This window comes from Chitinophaga sp. G7 BAM 1005 (genome assembly GCF_057126945.1).
Window position 1 is genome coordinate 1,027,333 of the sequence record NZ_CP181478.1, and the last position, 21,313, is coordinate 1,048,645.

The 21,313-nt window shown below is 48.2% G+C and carries 19 protein-coding genes; 10 read left to right on the plus strand and 9 right to left on the minus strand.

Going from position 1 to position 21,313, the window contains the following annotated elements:
• Nucleotides 1–3: 3 nt before the first annotated feature.
• The 3 genes from ACMXI2_RS04080 to ACMXI2_RS04090 all read left to right on the plus strand — a co-directional run bounded on the left by ACMXI2_RS04080 (nucleotide 4) and on the right by ACMXI2_RS04090 (nucleotide 2,730).
• Complete coding sequence (locus ACMXI2_RS04080) at nucleotides 4–594, plus strand: TetR/AcrR family transcriptional regulator (RefSeq protein ID WP_079468820.1); 591 nt, start codon at nucleotides 4–6, stop codon at nucleotides 592–594.
• Between the two features lie 37 nt (nucleotides 595–631).
• Nucleotides 632–1,510 (plus strand): alpha/beta hydrolase, encoded by an 879-nt coding sequence (locus ACMXI2_RS04085; RefSeq protein WP_483780438.1) that lies wholly within the window; start codon nucleotides 632–634, stop codon nucleotides 1,508–1,510.
• Nucleotides 1,511–1,707: 197 nt separating this feature from the next.
• Nucleotides 1,708–2,730, plus strand: coding sequence for a sugar phosphate isomerase/epimerase family protein (locus tag ACMXI2_RS04090; protein ID WP_483780439.1), 1,023 nt, complete (start codon nucleotides 1,708–1,710; stop codon nucleotides 2,728–2,730).
• A gap of 41 nt (nucleotides 2,731–2,771) precedes the next feature.
• On the opposite strand, the gene ACMXI2_RS04095 is transcribed toward ACMXI2_RS04090, so the two are convergent.
• Together ACMXI2_RS04095 and ACMXI2_RS04100 are read right to left on the minus strand one after the other, a co-directional pair.
• On the minus strand, nucleotides 2,772–3,617 hold the full coding sequence (locus ACMXI2_RS04095) for a dienelactone hydrolase family protein (protein WP_483780440.1): 846 nt from the start codon (nucleotides 3,615–3,617) through the stop codon (nucleotides 2,772–2,774).
• 116 nt (nucleotides 3,618–3,733) lie between these two features.
• Nucleotides 3,734–4,531, minus strand: coding sequence for a FecR family protein (locus ACMXI2_RS04100; protein WP_483780441.1), 798 nt, complete (start codon nucleotides 4,529–4,531; stop codon nucleotides 3,734–3,736).
• Nucleotides 4,532–4,713: 182 nt separating this feature from the next.
• Between ACMXI2_RS04100 and ACMXI2_RS04105 the strand changes: the two genes are divergently transcribed.
• On the plus strand, nucleotides 4,714–5,895 hold the full coding sequence (locus ACMXI2_RS04105; RefSeq protein WP_483780442.1) for a proline dehydrogenase family protein: 1,182 nt from the start codon (nucleotides 4,714–4,716) through the stop codon (nucleotides 5,893–5,895).
• A gap of 62 nt (nucleotides 5,896–5,957) precedes the next feature.
• Here ACMXI2_RS04105 and ACMXI2_RS04110 read toward each other — a convergent pair whose 3' ends face one another.
• Together ACMXI2_RS04110 and ACMXI2_RS04115 are read right to left on the minus strand one after the other, a co-directional pair.
• Nucleotides 5,958–7,274 carry a RagB/SusD family nutrient uptake outer membrane protein gene (locus ACMXI2_RS04110; RefSeq protein ID WP_483780443.1) on the minus strand — a complete coding sequence of 439 codons (1,317 nt, stop codon included), beginning with the start codon at nucleotides 7,272–7,274 and terminating at the stop codon, nucleotides 5,958–5,960.
• Nucleotides 7,275–7,304: 30 nt separating this feature from the next.
• Complete coding sequence (locus ACMXI2_RS04115; RefSeq protein WP_483780444.1) at nucleotides 7,305–10,301, minus strand: SusC/RagA family TonB-linked outer membrane protein; 2,997 nt, start codon at nucleotides 10,299–10,301, stop codon at nucleotides 7,305–7,307.
• A 326-nt stretch (nucleotides 10,302–10,627) separates the two neighbouring features.
• Here ACMXI2_RS04115 and ACMXI2_RS04120 point away from each other — a divergent pair, with 326 nt between their 5' ends.
• Together ACMXI2_RS04120 and ACMXI2_RS04125 are read left to right on the plus strand one after the other, a co-directional pair.
• On the plus strand, nucleotides 10,628–11,449 hold the full coding sequence (locus tag ACMXI2_RS04120) for a thymidylate synthase (protein ID WP_483780445.1): 822 nt from the start codon (nucleotides 10,628–10,630) through the stop codon (nucleotides 11,447–11,449).
• Between the two features lie 8 nt (nucleotides 11,450–11,457).
• Nucleotides 11,458–11,949 carry a dihydrofolate reductase gene (locus ACMXI2_RS04125; protein WP_483780446.1) on the plus strand — a complete coding sequence of 164 codons (492 nt, stop codon included), beginning with the start codon at nucleotides 11,458–11,460 and terminating at the stop codon, nucleotides 11,947–11,949.
• A 17-nt stretch (nucleotides 11,950–11,966) separates the two neighbouring features.
• Here ACMXI2_RS04125 and dnaG read toward each other — a convergent pair whose 3' ends face one another.
• Nucleotides 11,967–13,943 (minus strand): DNA primase, encoded by a 1,977-nt coding sequence (gene dnaG / locus ACMXI2_RS04130; RefSeq protein WP_483780447.1) that lies wholly within the window; start codon nucleotides 13,941–13,943, stop codon nucleotides 11,967–11,969.
• A 144-nt stretch (nucleotides 13,944–14,087) separates the two neighbouring features.
• Here dnaG and ACMXI2_RS04135 point away from each other — a divergent pair, with 144 nt between their 5' ends.
• Entirely contained in the window at nucleotides 14,088–15,260 is a 1,173-nt protein-coding gene (locus ACMXI2_RS04135) for an acetyl-CoA C-acyltransferase (protein WP_483780448.1), read from the plus strand.
• A 286-nt stretch (nucleotides 15,261–15,546) separates the two neighbouring features.
• On the opposite strand, the gene ACMXI2_RS04140 is transcribed toward ACMXI2_RS04135, so the two are convergent.
• Nucleotides 15,547–16,155 carry a hypothetical protein gene (locus ACMXI2_RS04140; RefSeq protein ID WP_483780449.1) on the minus strand — a complete coding sequence of 203 codons (609 nt, stop codon included), beginning with the start codon at nucleotides 16,153–16,155 and terminating at the stop codon, nucleotides 15,547–15,549.
• A gap of 156 nt (nucleotides 16,156–16,311) precedes the next feature.
• On the opposite strand from ACMXI2_RS04140, the gene ACMXI2_RS04145 reads away from it, so the two are divergent.
• Nucleotides 16,312–17,337, plus strand: coding sequence for a pyruvate dehydrogenase complex E1 component subunit beta (locus tag ACMXI2_RS04145; RefSeq protein ID WP_483782387.1), 1,026 nt, complete (start codon nucleotides 16,312–16,314; stop codon nucleotides 17,335–17,337).
• Nucleotides 17,338–17,414: 77 nt separating this feature from the next.
• Here ACMXI2_RS04145 and cysM read toward each other — a convergent pair whose 3' ends face one another.
• Genes cysM through ACMXI2_RS04160 form a run of 3 tightly spaced genes read right to left on the minus strand, consistent with a single transcriptional unit; the run spans nucleotide 17,415 to nucleotide 19,361 of the window.
• A complete protein-coding gene (gene cysM / locus ACMXI2_RS04150; RefSeq protein ID WP_483780450.1) occupies nucleotides 17,415–18,296 on the minus strand; it encodes a cysteine synthase CysM in 882 nt (293 codons plus the stop codon).
• A gap of 4 nt (nucleotides 18,297–18,300) precedes the next feature.
• Nucleotides 18,301–19,113: a serine O-acetyltransferase gene (locus ACMXI2_RS04155; RefSeq protein WP_079468803.1), complete on the minus strand. Its 813-nt coding sequence runs from the start codon at nucleotides 19,111–19,113 to the stop codon at nucleotides 18,301–18,303.
• Between the two features lie 29 nt (nucleotides 19,114–19,142).
• Nucleotides 19,143–19,361 (minus strand): hypothetical protein, encoded by a 219-nt coding sequence (locus ACMXI2_RS04160; protein ID WP_483780451.1) that lies wholly within the window; start codon nucleotides 19,359–19,361, stop codon nucleotides 19,143–19,145.
• Between the two features lie 102 nt (nucleotides 19,362–19,463).
• Between ACMXI2_RS04160 and ACMXI2_RS04165 the strand changes: the two genes are divergently transcribed.
• Both ACMXI2_RS04165 and ACMXI2_RS04170 read left to right on the plus strand, forming a co-directional pair.
• Nucleotides 19,464–20,648, plus strand: a complete 1,185-nt coding sequence (locus ACMXI2_RS04165; protein ID WP_483780452.1) for a sigma-54-dependent transcriptional regulator — start codon at nucleotides 19,464–19,466, stop codon at nucleotides 20,646–20,648.
• Nucleotides 20,649–20,660: 12 nt separating this feature from the next.
• Nucleotides 20,661–21,308, plus strand: coding sequence for an alpha/beta fold hydrolase (locus ACMXI2_RS04170; RefSeq protein WP_483780453.1), 648 nt, complete (start codon nucleotides 20,661–20,663; stop codon nucleotides 21,306–21,308).
• Nucleotides 21,309–21,313 lie beyond the last annotated feature (5 nt).

The window sequence follows — 21,313 nt, forward strand, 5'->3', positions numbered from 1 at the left end:
GGTATGGGTAAAGCAGAAAAAACACGCCAGTTTATTATAGAAAAAGCCGCTCCTATTTTTAACAAAAAAGGGGTGGCCGGAACCTCTATCAGCGACATCCTCAAAGCCACCAGGCTGGCGAAGGGAGGCGTGTATGGCAACTTTTCCTCCAAAGAGGAAATAGTGATGGAAGTGTTTGATTATATCGCAGAAGAAGAGAAGCTGAACCTGCGGCAGGTGACCGCCACCGCCAATACTTCGGCCGGTAAGTTTGAAGCGTTGTTTGAGTATTATACCCGCTTCCCGGCAGAGCAGAAAATAGCCGGCGGCTGTCCCATGCTCAACTTCGGCGTAGAAGCCGATGATACCAACCCGGGACTGAAGAAAAAGGTGAGCGAACTGGTACTCTATTACCAGTCGCGCATCGCCAAAATGGTGCAGTATGGAAAGGAACACGGCGAGTTTAAAAAAGACTGGGACGAGCGGAAATTTGCTATCCGCATGTTTACCATGCTGGAAGGCGCTATACTCGTAAGCAGCGTACTCGGACATAATAAACAGATGCTCGTGGTATTGGAAGCGCTAAGAGAGGAAATCAGGCATCATTCTCTTTAACTTTTTTTATTCCTAAGAATAAACCAATCGGTCTAAAATGCAACACCAGGTTTTACCATTGTCACTACGGATGACCGGCGCGATATTATCCGCCATGAGCCGCCCGTTTCCGGTTACCACGGCAAAGCTGTTTTACCGGCTGTACTGTACACCACCCGCATTAAAGCTCCGGCCGGTACATCAGCAGTTCCGCGATCAGGCCGTATTGCAGCATTTGCAGGTAACCAGCTATCCTTTCGATAACGCTCCCCTGAAAGTAACTACTTACCGCTGGGGAACCACCGGGCCTAAAGTATTATTGCTCCACGGCTGGGGTGGCAGCCCCCTTCATTTTAAACAACTTATCAGCTCACTGGTGGCGCAGGGCTACCAGGTAGTATCCTACGATGGGCCGGCACACGGCCTGTCCGGCGGAAAACGCACCAACCTGGTACAATGGATGCATGTACTGGAACAGGTGATGCAACAGGAAGGCCCCCTGCATGCTATCGTAGGCCATTCCTTCGGCGGACTCAATGCTGCGCTCACACTTTCCCGTAAAAATGTACATGTGCCCCGCCTGCTGATGCTCAGCACAGCTTTGAGCGCGCCCGTATTCTTTGATGAAGCGCTCCGCCTGTTCCGTATTCACCCGGTAGTGATGCCGGTGCTGCAACGGCTGATCCGGCAAAGATTGAAAGAAGACCTTTCTGACATGGACCTGTACCGCTACATCAATAATATCAAAGCAGATAAAATATGGATGGCCTACGATACTACCGACACCCTCGCAAAAGCCACGGAAATAGATGATTACCTGCAGCAATACCCGGCCATACAATCGCTCCGCATCACTGGTGACGGCCATTTCCGCATCATGCGGCATGAAGCCGTGTTACAGGGAATCCTGAAGGTACTGGCAGCCGACGTAAAATAAGAAGGCAATGAAAGAGATGAAATAAAATCCGGACCTTTGGTGATACAACTTCGCTTACGTGAAAGAAAATGCCATCTTCTTCCGGAAATTCCCTTTGAATAGTTCTTTTTCTTTCTCTCTTAAAATTTATACACTTAAACTTGCTTTCCCCCGTGTAAATGAATATTTTAGGAGAATGAATTTTAAAACCCACGTATATGAGTAATGTTAATAACCGCAGGCAATTCCTGCGTCAAATGGGCGTGTACACTATGGGAATGGGGATGTTGCCCGCTATACTGGCCGCCTGTAATGAGGGGAAGTCTACTAAAAGTGAAGGCGATAGCGCCGCCGCTGCAAAGCCCGGTGAAGCCACTGCCCGTGAGCTTTTCTTTAAGATCTCACTGGCGGAATGGTCGTTCCATAAAGCGCTCTTCGCGGGTAAAATGAACCACCTGGATTTCGCCTCCCGCGCAAAGAATGAATTCGGCATTGAAGGAGTTGAATACGTGAACCAGTTTTTCAAAGACAAAGCAAAAGACCAGGCATACCTCACAGAAATGAAAAAACGCGCCGATGACCTGGGTGTTCGCAGCGTACTCATTATGTGCGATGGGGAAGGTGAAATGGGCGACCTGGATGTGAAGAAAAGAATGAAGGCGGTTGAAAATCATTACAAGTGGGTGGAAGCAGCAAAGTTCCTGGGTTGTCATGCTATCCGTGTAAACGCAGCAGGAGAGGGCTCTCCGGAAGAAGTAGCCAAAGCGGCTGCAGATGGTCTCACTAAGCTGGCTACCTTTGGAAAGGAACATGGCATCAGCGTGATTGTGGAAAACCACGGCGGCATGTCTTCCAACGGCGAATGGCTGAGTGGCGTTATGAAAACCGTGAACATGCCCAACTGCGGCACGCTGCCGGATCTGGGCAACTTCTGCATTAAAAGAACCAAGCCGGAAAGCAATACGCCGGAGGGCTGGGCTAAAACTACCTGCCTCGAAGAATACGACCGCTACAAAGGCGTGGCAGAACTGATGCCTTTTGCAAAAGGCGTGAGCGCAAAAACATACGACTTTGATGCCAACGGCAACGAAGTAACCATCGACTATACCCGTATCCTCAAAATAGTGAAGGACGCCGGCTTTAATGGCTTCATGGGTATTGAGTACGAAGGCGAAAAATTATCTGAAGAAGAAGGTATCAGGAAAACAAAAGAACTACTGTTGAGACTTGGCGGTAAGTAAAATATAGATAAGCGGAGGAAATATTTCCCTCCGCTTATCACTTACAGTGAAAATGCTTTCTTCAGGAACGGTACCACATATCCGTACGCATCCGCAGTAGCGGCGCTGTCGAAAATAGGATTGCTCGGATTGGCAAAGCCATGCGCCGCATCATAACGTTTAACCGTGAGCGTTTTACCTGCTTCGTGCATGTTCTTCTCAAATTCATCTACTACCTGCGGGTTAATGCCTTTGTCTTTATTGCCAAATAGTCCCAGTACCGGGCCGTGCAAAGTTTTCAGCTTACTCACATCTTTCTCAGGCATCCCGTAATACATCACTACACCCACATTTTGAGGCCCTGCCAGTAAGCCGGACTGTAAAGACAATCCACCGCCGAAACACCAGCCAATAGCAGCTATTTTAGCCGTTTTCCCGGCATAGGCAATTGCCCCCTGCATAATGGCCTGCAGTCGTTCCCTGGGGGCGCCCTGCATTAATTTGGCGGCATCTTCCCGGTTGGTGGCTACCTTCTGGTCATACATATCTACGGCCAGCACATTTACTTTGCCTCCCAGGTCGTTATACAGTTGCTCCGATTGCTTTTTTATGTAGTCGTTGAGGCCATACCATTCCTGGTATACCAACAGGTATTTATCCGAGGTTTCTTTGGCTTTGAACAGAAAGCCATGCGCAGATGTTCCATCTGTGGTGGGAAAGGTGACAGCTGCGCCGGTGGCTCCCTGGTAGGTGAATGGCAGCGGATCTTTGTGCGCCATGCGGAATTCTTCCTGGCTGGCCAGTGCGGCAAATTCAGTGATGGCGTCTGTATGGCAGCAGGGAGCCGTTTGGGAAAAAGCACTCACAGCCATGAGTAAGCAGCCCGTTAAGAAAATTAGTGTTTTCATGACAGTTTAATTTTGCTGACAGAAGATACGAATTTCTTTGTGCAGGGAAATAAAAATCCCCATGCGGCCATCTTTTCTTTCAATAAAAAAACAGGTAACTAACGGTAATGTATATACTAAAATGTAATCATTACTTTATTGTCACGGATCTTATATTTGAAATGTTGTTGTTCGCCGAGGTTGTTCAGCACATCTTCCAGCGATGCATGAAAAAAAGCAGCGTCTGTGATCGCGGGCGCTTTGGATGCATCTCCTTTCATTTCCACTTCTACGCCAAACCATTCTTCCAGTGTGCGGGAAAGCGCCATAGGATTAGCGTTGTTTATCAGCAAAGTATCGGATAACCACGTTTCCAGTTCTTCCGGGTGATAGGTTTCTTTTTCCATCAGGTCAATTTCATTATTGGCCAGGATCATCTGTCCGCGTTCCAGTATTTCGGGCTGGTTGTCGGTGGCGGAATGATAGGATTTTCCCACGCGGATCTTCCCGTTGAGGAGGTATACTGTAGCGCCATGCTGACTGGCAAAAGAACGCATTTTGAATTCGGTACCTAATACGGTAGCCCTTAATTTATCGCTGGTAACAGTAAAAGTGTCGGTAGATGGAACTACGGCAAAGAATGCATCGCCATCGAGGATCACTGCACGGTTGCCCTGTAAATAATTGGCGGGTACTTCCAGCACGGAAGCGGAATTAAGTATTACGCGGGAGCTGTCGGGCAGCGTAACAGAAGTACGACGGCCGGTGGCGCCTTTATAGGTTTGGTATTCGATGCCAGGCGTTTTCAGGTTCACAGGTGCATTTTCCGGCGCTTTTGTCTGGCAGCCGGTGATTACTATTCCGCCCGTTAATAACAACACCAGCGCATTACGGCTGGAAAAGCAACGGGAGATAGTATCAGGTTTAAATAGCATATTCCGGGAATTTTGTATGTATCCAAAAAGACCTAAAAGTAATAAAATAAACACCGGTAAAGGGAGATGCTTCAACAATTTCTGAGAAGCAATAGACAATATCTGTTAACGCTGTTAAAAAGATATGCTGATATTATAATGATTTTTGTTTAGAAGCCGGACGCACCCTAACTTTGCGGCCCATGGAAAAGCAGCTACCTTTATCATTTGATAATACCGCTATCGCATTTGAGGCAAAGACCGACAAGGCACTGAAAAAAGCCAACTTTCTCTTTAGTAATATCGGGAAGCCCTGGCTGGTAAAATTGGGCGCCGTGATGACCCCCATCGCCTTTAAACTGGGGTTACCCATTAAAGGCATTATTAAAAGCACTATTTTCTCACAGTTCTGTGGTGGTGAAACCCTGGACGAAGCAGCGACCACTGCACTGCAACTGGGTAACTATCATGTAGGGGTAGCACTTGATTATGGCGTGGAAGCAATGGAAGGAGAAGAAAGCTACGATGCCGCTGTTCCTGAATTCATCCGTGCTATCCAATACGCTGCCTCCAGACCCGATATTCCTTTCATCGCTATAAAAGTTACCGGCTTCGCCCGGTTCGATCTGCTGGAAAAAGTACACCGCAAGGAAACTTTAGCCCCGGCCGAACAACAGGAATATACCCGTGTGCGCAACCGCGTACACGCCATCGCTGAAGCAGGCGCCCGGCATAATGTAGCCATCCTCGTGGATGCAGAGGAATCCTGGATCCAGGACCCGGTAGACGCCCTCACCGATGAAATGATGTCACTGTTTAACAAAGGAAAGGTAATTGTGTACAACACCTTCCAGATGTATTGCCACGACCGTTATCCTTTCCTGAAGGTATCCCTTGATAAAGCGGTAAAGAATGGCTACCTGCTGGGCGCCAAACTGGTACGCGGCGCTTACATGGAAAAAGAAAACAAGCGCGCTGCAGAAAATAATTACCCTACACCTATCCAGCCCGACAAAGCGGCTACAGACAGGGATTACGATGCAGCGGTAAAATTCTGTCTTGATAACATCGACAAGCTCGCCGTTTTCATTGGCACGCACAACGAAAACAGCTGCATGTTTGCCGCGAGGTTACTCCACGAAAAAGGATTGCCGCACAACCATCCGCATGTTAGTTTTTCACAGTTGCTGGGCATGAGCGATAACATCACTTTTAACCTGGCGCATGCCGGCTATAACGTTAGTAAATACCTGCCGTATGGCCCCGTAAAAGAAGTAATGCCTTACCTGATCCGCAGGGCGCAGGAGAATACCTCCATCGCCGGGCAAATGGGCCGCGAACTGGCACTGATCAGAAAAGAAATGAAAAGAAGGGCAATGGCATAAAGTAATAAAAAGAGCGAAGCGCATCCCGGATGCGCTTCGCTCTTTTTATTACGGTACTACGCTTAAATGTTGCTTTCGCTCTGCGGCAATGGATACCTCGGCCACACATCATCATCAGGTCTGTCTTTAGGCAACGTTCCCAACAGGTTATATCTCCTTAGATCTATCCAGCGATGCCCTTCCATAAACAGGGAATAACGCCTGTTATACAGCAGCTCCGTAATTAATGCTGCCTGTGTTGCGGGGCCGGCATATACCGCAACATTATGTGCTGTGCGTATACGGTTGATGGCCACTATGGCATCGGGTAATGCATTTTTCTGCATCTTCGCTTCTGCATAAATCAATATCAGCTCCTCGTTCCGGATAATGCTGATGGGCGCATTGAGGGAGGCCCATACTATTACATCACGATTACCGGTTAAGCCGCTCTGGCTGGCGGAGGAAGTGCGCACCGACGTTTTGGAGATGCGGTCGTCGCCCGGTAGAATATTGGTGGCGAAAGAAGGATGCGCCACCCGTATTTCTCCATTGCCATTTGGCGGTAGGTACATAGTGTTGGCAAGATCGCCGCCATTGGTGGAAAAGGCATGATAAACACCCCTGGTTAAGGAGCCGTTCAGGTCAAAGAATGATTCATTGAGCGCGCTAAGTGCATTATCCCATTTCTGCTGGTAAATATACACCCGTGCGGCAATGGCGCGGTTAAATTTAATCAGGCCCGGGGCGTCTTTAAAACCCAGGAATCCATCTGACAAAGGAAAAATAACTTCCGATCCGGTCAGGTCAGCTTTTCCTTCATCCAGGAATTTTAATATAGAATCCATCACTACAACCGGATCGGTAATAACGGGGCCCAGGGTAGCGCCATTGGGTACGGGTATACGTACGCCATTGGTATTTGTCATGTTGAGATTCAGCAACAGCTGATAGCCGATCAGTGTTTTGGCAAATCCTGTAAATGCCTTCTTTTGCACATCAGATGCTACTTCTGTACGGGTATTGCTGATGGCATCGAGCAAAATGAAACACTGTCTTGCTACCTGGTAGCGGGCGGACCAGGGGTTGGTAATGTAAAAGGTGTTATTGTCCAGCAGTTTGGAACCGCCTCCCAGCAGATCGGTAGTATAGCGGGGCTCTGCACCGGAGAAACGGTAAATTTCCCGGCCAATAATACCGGTGCCATCGAGATAAGTGGAGAGACTGTTGCGCATACCGGATTCGGCGCCCGTTACCAGGTTAAACAGGTCGCTCCTGGAAGGATCGGTAGTAATACCGCTTACCACGGGTGTATTCAAACTGTTGATCTCTCCTTTCTGACAGGCATTGATGGCCAGCAGGAAAAGAGTTACCGTTATGATGGAAAGATACTTTTTCATATGTAATGATTTTAAGCAGATGGATAATGATCAGAAATCGACGCCAACATGAAAACTGGCCCTTTTGGATGCAGGGAACGGCATAACATCCACTCCTGTTGATAAACCGTTACTGCCGCGGGTTTGAGCGGTAGTAATGGTGTTACTGCCGAAATTGGATACTTCCGGATCATAACCCACGTACTTTGTCCACGTAAAGAAATTATTGGCGGATACGCCAACACGGATCGCTTTCAGCACCGCTGTATTTTTGATGGGAATATTGTAATAAAGACCTATCTCACGGATACGCACATACGAAGCATCCTGCACATAAATGGAAGCATCGCCGGCGCCGGGGCGGTAAAGCCCGGCCTTCGTGCCTTTCATCTCATCATCATAATCAAAAGAGGTAGCTCCGAGGTCGGTGAGCAGCTGGGTGAGGTTAATGTTGTCGCCGCCTTTTTTCCAGTGGATAAGGAAACGCAGGGAGAAGTTTTTGAATACGGTTAATTCATTGAAGAAGCTCATCTGGAAATCCGGTTCGGCATTGCCGATCAGCTTTAGCTCACCGCCCACAGTACCTTTGATTTGCGTGGCAGGTTGTCCTTCTTCCAGGTAAAAAGTACCGAGTGAATTACCAAAGGCGCCAATGGCATACGGAGGGATGATCAGTTTGGTGACTTTGGATCGGTTTTGCCACCAGTTGATGCTGCTGTTCCATCGTACATTCGGTTTGTTCACGGGTATCAGGTTTAAGCCCAGCTCTATTCCCTGGTTTCTTAGGTCGCCGCTGTTTTTCCACTCAGTGGCATAACCGGAGGAGCCGGGAAGCGCATGACGCAATAGTACATCATAGATCTTTTTGTTATAGTAGGTTGCTTCCAGGCTGATGCGGCCATCCAGTACGCTCACATCGAGGCCGGTTTCAAATTCTGCCTGGCGTTCCGGTTTAATATCGGGGTTGCCCTGCAGGTTTTCTACGAGTACGCCGGGGAAGCCGCCGATGTTGCTACCCAGCATCTGGGTAAATTTACTGCCATACGGAGGTACGTTGCCCGATTGGCCATAAGCTGCGCGCAGCTTTAGATTATCCACACCGGGTACGTGCCAGAAACCCATTTTGGCAATATTCCAGGAAATGGATCCTTTGGGGAAAACATAATATTTCTGGTATTCACCGTTGTTGGTAGACCGGTCGAAACGTACGCCGGCGCTGAAAGTAATGGCGTCTATCAGGGAAAGGTCTTCCTGTATGAAAATACCGTTGTCACGGTATTTCTGGCGGAATTGCCTGGTGGCGGTGTTGGCGCTGGCATCCAGGTTACTCTGACCGGATACGAGGTTGGTAGCTACCGTAACAATATTATCAAGGTAGCCGGTTTCCAGTGTGGCGCCGGCAGTACTGGTTAAACTGAGGTTGTTGTTGGGCGTAAAGGTATTCACTATGAATCCGCCGATATTGGTGTTGGTGTTATTGGTATTGCCCTGGATGGAATGTCCCTGCAAGCCGTTTTCTTCAAACTGGAGGTTGCGTGGAAATAAGGCAGCAGTTTTGAAATTGAAGTAATCAATACCACCGCGTCCTACCAGCCTGGTAGTAGAGCGGTCGCTCTGTTGCAGGCGTATCTCAATATTACCGCCACCCACAAAACGGTTGGTTTGTTCGTTGTTGATCATGTTGTCGCGCGTTTCCAGCGGGTTGGAGCTGGCAAAGGTATTGCGCGGATACTCACCCAGTGCATTGGGGAACAGGTTCACAAAATCAGGTGTGGACGACAACGCCACGCCGAGGGAAACACCGTTGTTGTCGTTATTGGTTAGCCCTCTGTCGGCGGAAGAGTTGATATAGTTGGTAGTAACGCCTACGGATACACGATCACTCACTTTGTGGTCTACATTCAGCCGGATGGAGTTGTTGAAATAGCCGGTTCCTTTCACAATGCCGTTTTCCTGCCGCCGGTTTCCGGAAAGATAGAAAGTGGTTTTTTCGCCGCCGCCACTGAGGGAGATACCGGTGTTCAGCACCAATCCTGTTTGCCCGAAGATCTCTTTTTCATAGTCATAGATTTTTCCGGCATTCTTTGCTTCTGTGAACTGTGCTTTATAGGCGGCGCGCTTGGCCTGTACATCAGGGTCGGGGTTATCAGCAGTACCTGCAAGATCGGCCGCTGTTTCGGGGGTAAAGGTGCGAACGCCCATCAGGTGCCGTACTTTGGTAAAGCCGGTTTCCTGGTTGAGGGAGATTTTTGTTTTGCCGGATTTACCTTTTTTGGTGGTGATAATAATTACGCCGGCAGCGGCTTTGGCGCCATACATGGCAGCGGCGGAAGCGCCTTTCAGGATTTCAATGTTTTCAATGTCTTCCGGGTTGAGGTCTGCAATACGGCTGGAGGGGTTATCCTGGTTGTTGGGACTGCCCGAAGTGGCAGCGCCGGTTACATCGTTCAGTCCTGCGGGAATGCTGCTGCTATTGAAGAAAATGCCATCCACTACATACAGTGGTTGCGAGTTGCCAAATACAGACGTGATACCGCGCATTTTTACGGAAATACCGCCACCAGGGGCGCCGGAATTGGCCGTTATCATGGCGCCGGGTACTTTACCGCTGAGGGCTGCGTCAAATGTTTGTGCAGGCGCCACACCACTCAGCTCCGTACCTGAAATAGTAGCTACCGCATTGGCAAGATTACTTCGCTTTACATTGGTGGCTAACCCTGTTACCACAATTTCATCCAGCCGGGCGAAATCTTCTTCCAGGCTCAGGTTTATCACGTTGTTACCAGGCGTAAGATGGATCGTTTTGGTTTTATAGCCGGTGTAGCTCACCATTAAACTTGTGGTGCCGGCCGTGATGGCCAGCGTATAATTGCCATCTGTATCAGTGATGGTCCCTTTGTTGGTGTTGGGAATGCGTACGGTAACGCCGGGAATGGGTTTGCCGCTGACGGCATCCCTTATTTTTCCGGTGATATTTTGCTGCGCAAATAGTGCAAGGGTACTGCATAGGCATAGCAGTACCAGCAAGCTGGATTTTGGTAGAAGCATAGCTTGTGATGGTTTAAATAAATGAATGATGATTAAAACGAGGTTACAATATCATGTTGCTGATTATTTTTTGGTTTATAGATAGTACAGATCCTGATCTGATTTTGGTTGTTTAATAAAGCTATTTTTGTTGTGATCCTTGCCGTAAGGGGAACTATAGGTTTTTCATCATCATCGCTGATGGCAAGGACTTCTCACTAAGCCGATCTTGTTGTAACGTAAAATGCTATAGCAGATTACGAAATTTTAAGGGCACTTCCGCTTTTTTTCTTTGACTTAAATATGTTATATTTTTTCAACTGGAAAACTTCGTAAATTGCGATCTTATGGAGCAGTATTTATCTTTATTACAACATATTATACGGGAAGGCGCTGTGAAAACAGACCGCACCGGCACCGGCACTACCAGCTGTTTTGGCTACCAGATGAGATTCAACCTGCAGGACGGTTTCCCGGTGGTGACCACCAAAAAACTGCATCTCAAATCGATTATATATGAACTGCTCTGGTTTTTAAGAGGAGATACCAATACCGGCTGGCTGAAGGAACATGGCGTGAGCATCTGGGATGAATGGGCCGATGAAAATGGCGATCTCGGACCCGTGTACGGAAAGCAATGGCGTAGCTGGGAAACCCGCAGCGGTAAGGTAATAGACCAGATCACCGAAGCTGTAAATACTATCAAAAACAATCCTGACTCCCGCCGTATTATTGTGAACGCCTGGAACGTGGGCGAATTGCAGGAAATGGCGCTCAGCCCCTGTCATTGCCTGTTCCAGTTTTACGTAACCCCTGCAGATCCTGCAAAAGGAGAAACCCGTGGTAAACTGAGCTGTCAGCTGTATCAGCGCAGTGCCGACGTATTCCTGGGCGTACCTTTCAATATCGCATCTTACGCGTTATTAACCATGATGATGGCACAGGTGTGCGACCTGGAAGCCGGCGACTTTATCCATACTTTTGGGGATGTGCACCTGTACAGCAATCATATGGAGCAGGCAAACCTGCAGCTGGGCCGGCAACCATTCCCGCTCCCGGTAATGAAGATCAACCCGGACGTAAAAGATATTTTCTCCTTTAAATATGAAGATTTTGAACTGGTGAATTACCAGTTTCACCCGGGCATTAAAGCACCGGTAGCCATATAACTTCCCATATGCGTATATCCATTATCGTAGCCGCTTCGGAAAATAACGTCATCGGTATCAATAATATGTTACCCTGGCGTTTACCGCTGGATCTTAAATATTTTAAATCCACCACACTGGGAAAACCCATTGTAATGGGACGTAAAACATTTGACTCCCTGGGTAAACCATTGCCAGGCCGGCCAAATATAGTGATCACCCGTCAAACGGATTTTCAGCCGGAAGGTGCGTTCGTAGTGCGTTCTGTAGAGGAGGGTGTTGAAAAAGCAAAATCTTTCGGCGGCGAAGAACTGTTTATCACCGGCGGCTCGCAGATTTTCAAGCAGGCGTGGCCGTTAGTAGAACGGATCTATCTTACCCGTGTATATGCCGTTGTTCACGGGGATGCGTTTTTCCCTCAGCTGGATGGTGCAGAATTTGAACTGGTAAGTGATGAACGCCATGAGGCAGATGAAAAAAATCAATACCCCTTCTCTTTCCAGGTATGGGAGCGGATTTAAGATACTAACGTAAACGCTTACTTGAAAATAACAGTACCCATACCGTTGGTAAGTTCTTTTTCCAGGGAGTTGAGGTGTTTCTGCATTTCAAGGCAACTTTTAGCCGCTTCGTAGTCGTTATCCCTGAAGGCCTTTTGAACTTCAGCCTGATTTTCATGGATTAACTTTTTCACTTTCCGCAGGATCAGGTAGTTGGTAGTGGAGAGCGTATCTTTTAAATATGCATCGTCGCCATAAACAGTATCTATTTCAAATTGTTCCTTCCATTTCATACTGAGATCGGCTTCCTTATCTTCCAGGATATTGGCAATCTCTTTTGAAAATTGTTGATCTTCATGATAAAGAAACCAGCGTTTATCCTGGAGATTCCCTGCATCATACAATGCTTTGTATTCCCTTAAAATCCTTTTCACCAGCTCACTTTCTGCCAGTGCCTCAAAATCATAGGGGAGATGGAATACATAATCTGCTACGGTACTATTGTCTTCTTCTTTAAAAGGCTTGTCGCCAAAACGTAACAGGATTTTTACCAGCGCCTTTTCCTGCTTTTCATGCCCGTTGATGAGCGAGTCAACCGAAATGCCTGTTTCGCCTGCTTCCATTGCGGCAATCGCTTCTTCGCTGAGGTCATCATCACTGGGGGCGGGATTGTTACGCGCGTATGCCTGCTCCCGTTTAACGAGGCGGTCGCGGATAAATTTATTGACCAGCTGGATCAGCCCCTGCTCATCGATATGGAGTAACTGGCTGCATTGGCGGATATAATCCTGCTGCCGGGTAAAATCTTCCGCTTTATCAATTTTGGAAATGGTTTCAGCGATTTCATTTACCAGCTGCGACTTTTTATTACTGTCGGCGCCGGCTTCCTGCATGCTCAGCTGCAGCTTAAACAGTACGAAGTCCTGCTTGTGGTCTTTAATAAATTCGCGGAACGCTTCCGCTCCGATCTTCTGCACATAGCTATCCGGATCTTCTTTGTCCGGCAGCAATACCAGCTTCACGTTCAGCCCTTCTTCGATGGCCATGTCCAGCCCGCGGAGAGCCGCTTTCACACCGGCGCTGTCGCCATCATAAAGGATGGTGAGATTATTGGTGTATTTCTTAATCAGCCGGAGCTGGTCTTGCGTAAGGGACGTACCGCTGGAAGCTACTACGTTTTCCACACCTGCCTGGTGAAGGGAAATTACGTCGGTATAGCCTTCTACGAGCAGGCACTCATTGAGTTTATCGATGGCGTGCCGTGCAAAGTAGGTACCATACAGTACCCGGCTTTTTACATAGATTTCATTTTCGGGAGAATTGATGTATTTGGGTGCCCGGTCTGATTTTACCAGGATACGTGCGCCGAAGCCCAGTATTTTCCCGGACTGGTTATGGATCGGGAAAATCACCCGGCCGCGGTAGTTATCGGCAGGCTGATCGTTGCGGATGGTAACCAGTCCCGTTTTTTGCAGGTATTCCAGGTTGTAGCCTTTGTTCAGCGCTGATTTGGCAAAAGAATCAAAGGTATTCAAACAGTAGCCCAGCTGGAACTTTTTGATGGTTTCTTCCGTAAATCCTCTTTCTTCAAAATAACTCAGGCCCACATTCTGGCCTTCATCTTTGTTAAAAAGGGTATCGGTAAAGTATTCACGGGCGTAGTTGTTGATGATAAACAAACTATCCGCCATCAGCTGGTGCTGCTTCAGTTCCGGGCTTACTTCCGTTTCTTCCAGCTCTATCTGGTACCGTTGTGCCAGCCACCGGAGCGCTTCTACGTAGGAGTACTTTTCATGCTCCATGATAAAGCTGATGGAATTGCCGCTGGCGCCGCACCCAAAGCATTTGTAGATTTCTTTGCCGGGAGATACGGTGAAAGAAGGGGACTTTTCGTTGTGAAACGGACACAGGCCCAGGTAGTTGGCGCCTCTTTTTTTCAGTTTAACGAAGGAACCCACAATTTCCACAATATCAATGCGGCTGAGGATCTGTTGTATGGAGTTCTGAGATATCACGGTTTGGTAAATGCAACTGCAAACATACGGGAAAATTAGGATTTGGAGAGAAGGAGGGTAGTATGTCCGGGTGATTGCTGTTCCCGGCAACTTTTCCTTATATTTGGTAGATTATAAACTAGCCAAATCAATCTTATTTATCAGATGAAAGAAGTATTTATAGTAGCTGTGGCCCGCACCCCTATCGGTTCGTTCAATGGCGCACTGGCAAGCATTCCGGCCACTCAGCTTGGCGCTCACGTTATTAAGGCGGCACTGGAAAGGGCGGGTATTGCCCCGGCAGAAGTAAATGAAGTATATATGGGCAATGTGCTCAGCGCTAACCTCGGCCAGGCGCCTGCCAATCAGGCCAGTCTCGCTGCAGGCGTGCCCAATAGCGTTCCCTGTACCACTGTTAACAAAGTATGCGCTTCCGGTATGAAAGCCATTATGTTGGGCGCCCAAAGTATTATGCTGGGCGACAACGACGTGGTGGTGGCCGGCGGCATGGAAAACATGAGCGCTACGCCTTACTACCTGGATAAAGCCCGTACCGGTTATAAACTGGGTCATGGCGCCGTTACCGACGGCATCATCCGCGATGGCCTCTGGGATCCCTACAAGGATTTTCATATGGGCAACGCAGCAGAGCTGTGCGCCACCGAATACAAAATTACCCGGGAAGACCAGGACGCTTACGCTGTTGAAAGTTATAAACGCGCGGCAGCAGCCTGGGAGAAAGGATATTTTAAAGATGAAGTAGCGCCGGTGCAGGTACCCGGAAAACAGGTAGTAACGGTATCAGAAGATGAAGACTACAAAAAGGTCATTTTTGAAAAAGTACCTTCCCTGAAACCAAGTTTTCAGAAAGATGGGACTATCACTGCTGCCAATGCCTCCAACCTCAACGATGGTGCGGCAGCTGTAGTGCTGGTAAGCGGTGAAAAACTGAAAGCGCTGGGATTAAAGCCACTGGCAAAGATCATCAGCTTTGCAGATGCTTCGCAGGCGCCGGAATGGTTTACCACTACACCCGTAAAAGCTATCAACAACGCGCTGACCAAAGCCGGGTTGAAAATCAGCGATATGGACGTGGCAGAAGTGAACGAAGCATTTTCCTGCGTGCCTATTGCCAATGCGAAAGACCTGGGGTTGTCGCTCGATAAAGTGAATGTATGGGGCGGCGCGGTAGCAATGGGGCATCCTATCGGGTGCAGCGGTGCGCGTATTGTAGTAACACTGAATGCTATTCTGCATCAGCAGCAGGCGCGTTACGGCGTTGCAGGGATCTGTAACGGTGGCGGCGGCGCCAGCGCAATTATTATAGAAAGAGTTTAATGACAGGTCGTCAGCTGATGGTTGTTGAAAAACCATCAGCTGACGACTGATTTTGATCTGGTAGCGAACGGGGCAGTTATACGGTTTCCGGTTACCGGGGTATTACTTCTCGGATACTTCTCCGGTACTTCTCAGATACTTAGGAGTCGTCTATGTGTCGTATTCCCCATACAGTTCCGATACAGTTCCTATACAGTCCCCATACAGTCCCCATACACTCCCCATACAGTCCCCATACACTCCCCATACACTCACAATACACTTCCAATACACTTCCAATACACTATCAATAAATGGCAATCACCGTATCTATGCTGTTTACCTGTATCCTGACGCTGTCTTTTCCCCGTTTTGCCATCTTCAGCGATTGCAGTGCTGCCTTCGGTGTTACCACATCTGGTACTATTTTCTCAAAAAACAGGTATTTGTCTTCCACCAGGCTGTAAACCGGGTAGGTGGATAATATGCCGGTGCTTTTCGTTTGCAGGGCGTAGTCGTCGTCGATATTGTAACGGTGAAACTCGCTGTCCGACAGCAGGGTGATGGCGGCTACCAGGGTGAGGGTACGCAGTGGGGGCAGGAGCAGGCCAAGCAGCAGCAGAAAAGGAAACCCGAAAAACCCCGTCAGGTAGGCGTACCTGGCGTCGTTATCCGGTTTGGTGAGGCCGTAGATAAGCATGCCGGTACCTGCGTAAAGGGTAAAGAACACCCGTTCGGTTTGGGTGCCCTTGAAGCCGTAGTCATTCAGCATCAATAACACGCATAGGAGCGCCAAACAGCCAAAAATCAGGTGAAGGTACCACAGGAGTGCCTGTAGCTCCGGCGCTTTTGCCTTTTTAATTTTGCAGGAAAGGGCGGCTAAAAAGCATAAGGTAAGGATAGTGATGGTAATCATGACGGCGGGTAAAGTTGTTGGCAGGTCTTGATAAAGTTTGAAATATAAATATATGTATTTATTTTAATTAATACTATACATACTGATTGTCGGAGGTATAATAATTATTAATCGGGGGTTTGCTTTGCTTTTTCGCTAACAAACAATATTTTTGCCCTGCCTTTCAATAAGGCATTTAAACTTTCAATTAAGAATAGCATGCGTCAGATAGCTTTCAGACAAGCCTTAAGAGAAGCCCTGCAGGAGGAATTTCGCCGTGATGAACGGGTATTCCTTATGGGGGAGGAAGTAGCCGAATACAATGGTGCTTATAAAGTGAGCCAGGGAATGCTGGATGAGTTTGGTCCAAAACGTGTTATTGACACGCCGATTGCTGAACTCGGATTTACTGCTATCGGAGTAGGTGCTGCACAGAATGGCCTGCGTCCGGTGCTTGAATTTATGACCTGGAACTTCGCGGTACTGGCGTTGGATCAGATCCTCAATACTGCTTCAAAAATGCTGGCAATGAGTGGCGGTCAGGTGGGTTGCCCGATCGTTTTCCGCGGACCAAACGGTTCTGCCGGACAATTGGGTGCACAACACTCTACTGCATTCGAAAGTTACTATGCCAACATCCCGGGCCTGAAAGTAATCTCCGTTTCCAATCCATATGATGCAAAAGGTTTGCTCAAAGCGGCTATCCGCGACGACGATCCGGTTGTTTTCATGGAAAGTGAACTGATGTATGGCGATATGGGTGAAGTTCCTGAAGAAGAATATATCATCCCGATTGGTAAAGCAGATATCAAGCGTGCCGGAAAAGACGTAACCATCGTATCTTTCAACAAAATGATGAAAGTAGCGCTGGGTGCAGCTGAAGAACTGGCAAAAGAAGGTATTGAGGCAGAAGTAATTGATCTCCGTACCATCCGTCCGCTGGACTGGTTCACCATCCTGGAGTCTGTGAAGAAAACAAACCGCCTGGTAATTGTTGAAGAACAATGGCCATTCGCAAGTATTTCTTCCGAAATTACTTACCGTATCCAGAAAGAAGGTTTCGACTACCTGGATGCGCCTATCCGCCGTATCACTGCACAGGATGCTCCTATGCACTACGCCCCCAACCTGGTTAAACAATACCTGCCGGATGTGGAACGTACCGTGAAACTGGTGAAAGAAGTGATGTACATGAAGAAATAGCAACCGCTATAAGTATAAAAAAGAAACGGAGCGAAGATTTTCTTCGCTCCGTTTCTTTTTATCTTTTTAAATATCTATCAGGAAAAAAGATCGCTGGAAAGGTACCTGTCGCCACGATCACAGATGATACAAACAATCACGCCACTACTTAAGTCCTTCGATACCCGCACTGCCGCTGCCACAGCGCCGCCGCTGCTCATGCCGCAAAATACCGCTTCTTCCCTTGCCAGTCTTTTGGTCATGATCCTTGCTTCTTCTTCTGAAATATCCATAATACGGTCTACCCTCGGTTTTTCAAATATTTTTGGAAGATAAGCCTCCGGCCATTTGCGGATGCCCGGGATTTTTGAACCTTCTGTAGGCTGGCATCCCACAATCTGTACTGCCGGGTTCTGCTCTTTTAAATAGCGGGATACCCCCATAATAGTGCCGGTAGTGCCCATCGCGCTTACAAAGTGGGTTACTTCCCCGTTGGTATCTTTCCAGATTTCCGGTCCGGTAGTTTTATAGTGCATGCCGTAGTTATCGGGATTGGCAAACTGGTTGAGCATATAATAGCCGCCTTTCTCCATCTGGGCATTGGCGTAATCAATAGAGCCTTCCATCGACAGCTCCTTTGGCGTGAGCGTCACTTTTGCACCATATACTTCCATTGTGAGCACCCGCTCCCGGGTGGCGTCTGCAGGCATTACCAGCTCTATTTCAATTCCGAAAATACTGGCAATCATGGCCAGCGCAATACCGGTATTACCGCTGGTAGCTTCTATCAGTTTCATACCCGGCTTAATATCGCCCCTGTCCAGCGCGCCTTTGATCATGCCATAGGCGGCCCTGTCTTTTACGCTGCCGGCAGGATTGTTTCCTTCCAGCTTGGCGAAAATTTTAACGGCCGGGTTAACGGATATCTTCTTTAATTCTACCATCGGCGTATTGCCGATCAGATCTATGATGGAAGCCATTGTATTAGTCCTGGTTTGTATCTGAAAATTTATGTTCTGCTTTATAATAGATCCGGGAGAAAGGTTCCACACTTTTAATCAGCCACACATTCCCGCCTATTACGCTATGATGGCCTATCACCGTATCTCCGCCAAGAATGGTGGCGCCGGCGTAAATCACTACGTGTTCCTCAATGGTCGGATGACGCTTGCTGCGCGCCATACTCTTCTCAATGCTCAGTGCACCCAGCGTTACGCCCTGGTACAGCTTTACATGCGGTCCTATCACGGTCGTTTCCCCGATCACAATGCCGGTACCATGATCTATGCAGCACCACGGTGCAATTACGGCGCCCGGATGAATATCCACTCCTGTGCGGGAATGCGCCAGTTCCGTGATCATCCGGGGTAATACCGGTATCTTCAGCTGGTACAGGGCATGCGCAATGCGGTAAAAGGCAATGGCATAAAATCCCGGGTAGGCACGGATTACCTCGTATAAACAGGATGCCGCCGGATCGCCCTGGTAAATGGCCGAGGCATCTTTTGTCAGTTCATCATATATCACCGGTACTTTATTCATAAAGTCGCGGCTCAGGCCCGCAGCATCTGCGGGCAGCTGATTTTCCATTGATTGCAGCAATTGCTGCAACTGGGCTTCCAGTTCATGGCCAAAACGCTCCAGCGCCACCGGATCAGCAATTACCTGACCCGTATGTTCAGGAAATAACCAGTTCAACAGGTGGCTCACAAATTCATCTACTGCACCCGTGGCAGGATAGGCGTTCGCCGCTGCCAGCTGGTGCCGCCGCTTCAACTCTTCCAGAAAATCATTCATATGCGGATCGAATTACAGGTATTGGCACTTTAATAGTTATTGAAATTACGCATTAATCCTGTAAAGGTAGTAGACTGTCTGCTAATATTCAAGCCTTCTTGTCTGCCCGGATATAGGCCGCTCGTAGAACCAATGTGGTCAATAGCCAGCGCGTATTCACCGGCCGCATCGCCCGGCCCCCGGGCTATTTCGAGGAATTCTTCCGGCCAGTGCGGACTATATGGTAATATCTCAATTGTTTCTGACATGTTAAATGATCCCTGATATAATGCAATTTTAAGGGATTAATCTTTATTTTTGCCCGTTGTATAAAAGGCGGGTATTGCCGGTCGTACAAAATAAAACTGATTATGGCTAACATTTTAATAATAGACGACGAAAAAAGTATTCGTAAAACACTCACGGAAATTTTAACTTATGAAGGTTATAAGGTAGATGAGGCCGCGGATGGTATGGAAGGATTTAAAATGTTCCAGGCAAAGTCATATGATGCCGTTCTTTGCGATATCAAAATGCCTAAAATGGACGGACTGGAATTTCTCGAGAAAGCCCGTGAGGTGAACGGAGATATTCCTATTATCATGGTTTCCGGCCACGGTAATATTGATACGGCAGTAGATGCGGTGAAAAAAGGCGCCTATGATTATATTTCAAAGCCGCCGGATCTGAACCGCTTACTCATTACCCTGCGTAATGCAATGGATAAAACCACCCTGGTAACCGAAACCAAAACCCTGCGCCGCAAGGTGAATAAGGTACCGGAAATGATTGGCCAGTCCAGCCCGATCCTGAAAATTAAAGAAACGATAGAAAAAGTAGCGCCCACAGATGCCCGGGTACTTATTACCGGCGATAACGGGGTAGGTAAAGAACTGGTAGCCCGGTGGCTGCATGAACGCAGTAACCGCGCCGCCGGCCCGATGGTGGAAGTGAACTGCGCTGCCATCCCCGGAGAGCTGATAGAAAGTGAACTGTTTGGCCACGAAAAAGGTTCCTTTACCTCTGCTGTAAAGCAACGGATCGGAAAATTTGAACAGGCCAGCGGTGGTACCCTTTTCCTGGATGAAATTGGCGATATGAGTCTCAGCGCCCAGGCAAAAGTACTGCGCGCCCTTCAGGAAGGAAAGATCACCCGCGTAGGCGGAGATAAGGAAATAAGTGTAGACGTGCGGGTAGTAGCTGCTACCAATAAAGACCTGCTGCAGGAAGTGGAAAGCAAAAACTTCCGCCTGGATCTCTATCACCGTTTAAGCGTGATCCTGATCCATGTTCCTTCCCTGAACGACCGCCGGGATGATGTACCTTTACTGGTAGATAGTTTCCTGGACAGCGTTTGCAGCGAATATGGCATTTCCCGCAAAGTAGCGGATAAAGAGGCTATGAAGGCTTTACAAAACCATAACTGGACGGGTAATATCCGTGAGTTGAGGAATGTGGTGGAAAGGCTCGTGATCCTTTCCGGTAAAACCATCACCGCGGAAGATGTAGACGATTTCGTGGTGCCGAGCCGCGACAAAAGGAAAGTAAGCTCTTAACCGGCTAACAATATGCAAAAACACCTGTATCTGATCAGTGGGCTGGGGGCGGATGAACGCATTTTCAATAACCTGCGTTTTCCCACCGGCTACCAGGTGCATCACCTGCATTGGATCCCTCCATTGCCGGATGAACCCATCAGCCGCTATGCGGCACGTATGGCCCAAAACATTACGGCTGATGGGACGGTTACCTTAATAGGCGTGTCTTTTGGCGGTATTATGAGCCTGGAAATAGCCCGGCACATCCCCATAGAAAAGAACATCCTGTTATCAAGCATTAAACGAAGCTCGGAAAAACCTCCCTACTATAACTGGGTAAAGAAACTCGGACTGCATAAGTTGCCCGACAGCCTGCTGTACCAGCGGCGAAGCGCTATTGTCAGGAAATTCCTCAATATTGAAACACCGGAAGAACGTACACTGGTAAACGAATATCTTGCGAAACGCGATTATACCTATACGCGGTGGGCGGTAAATGCTATCCTGCATTGGGAAAATGAGCAGGTACCGGAAGGAGTGGTGCACATCCACGGTGCGCGCGATATGCCTTTCCCGGTTAAATATCTTCAACCTACACACCTGATCCCCGATGGTGGCCATTTTATGGTGCTGAACCGCTCGGAAGTCATCAATCGTATCCTCGAAGAAGTGCTCTGAGAGAA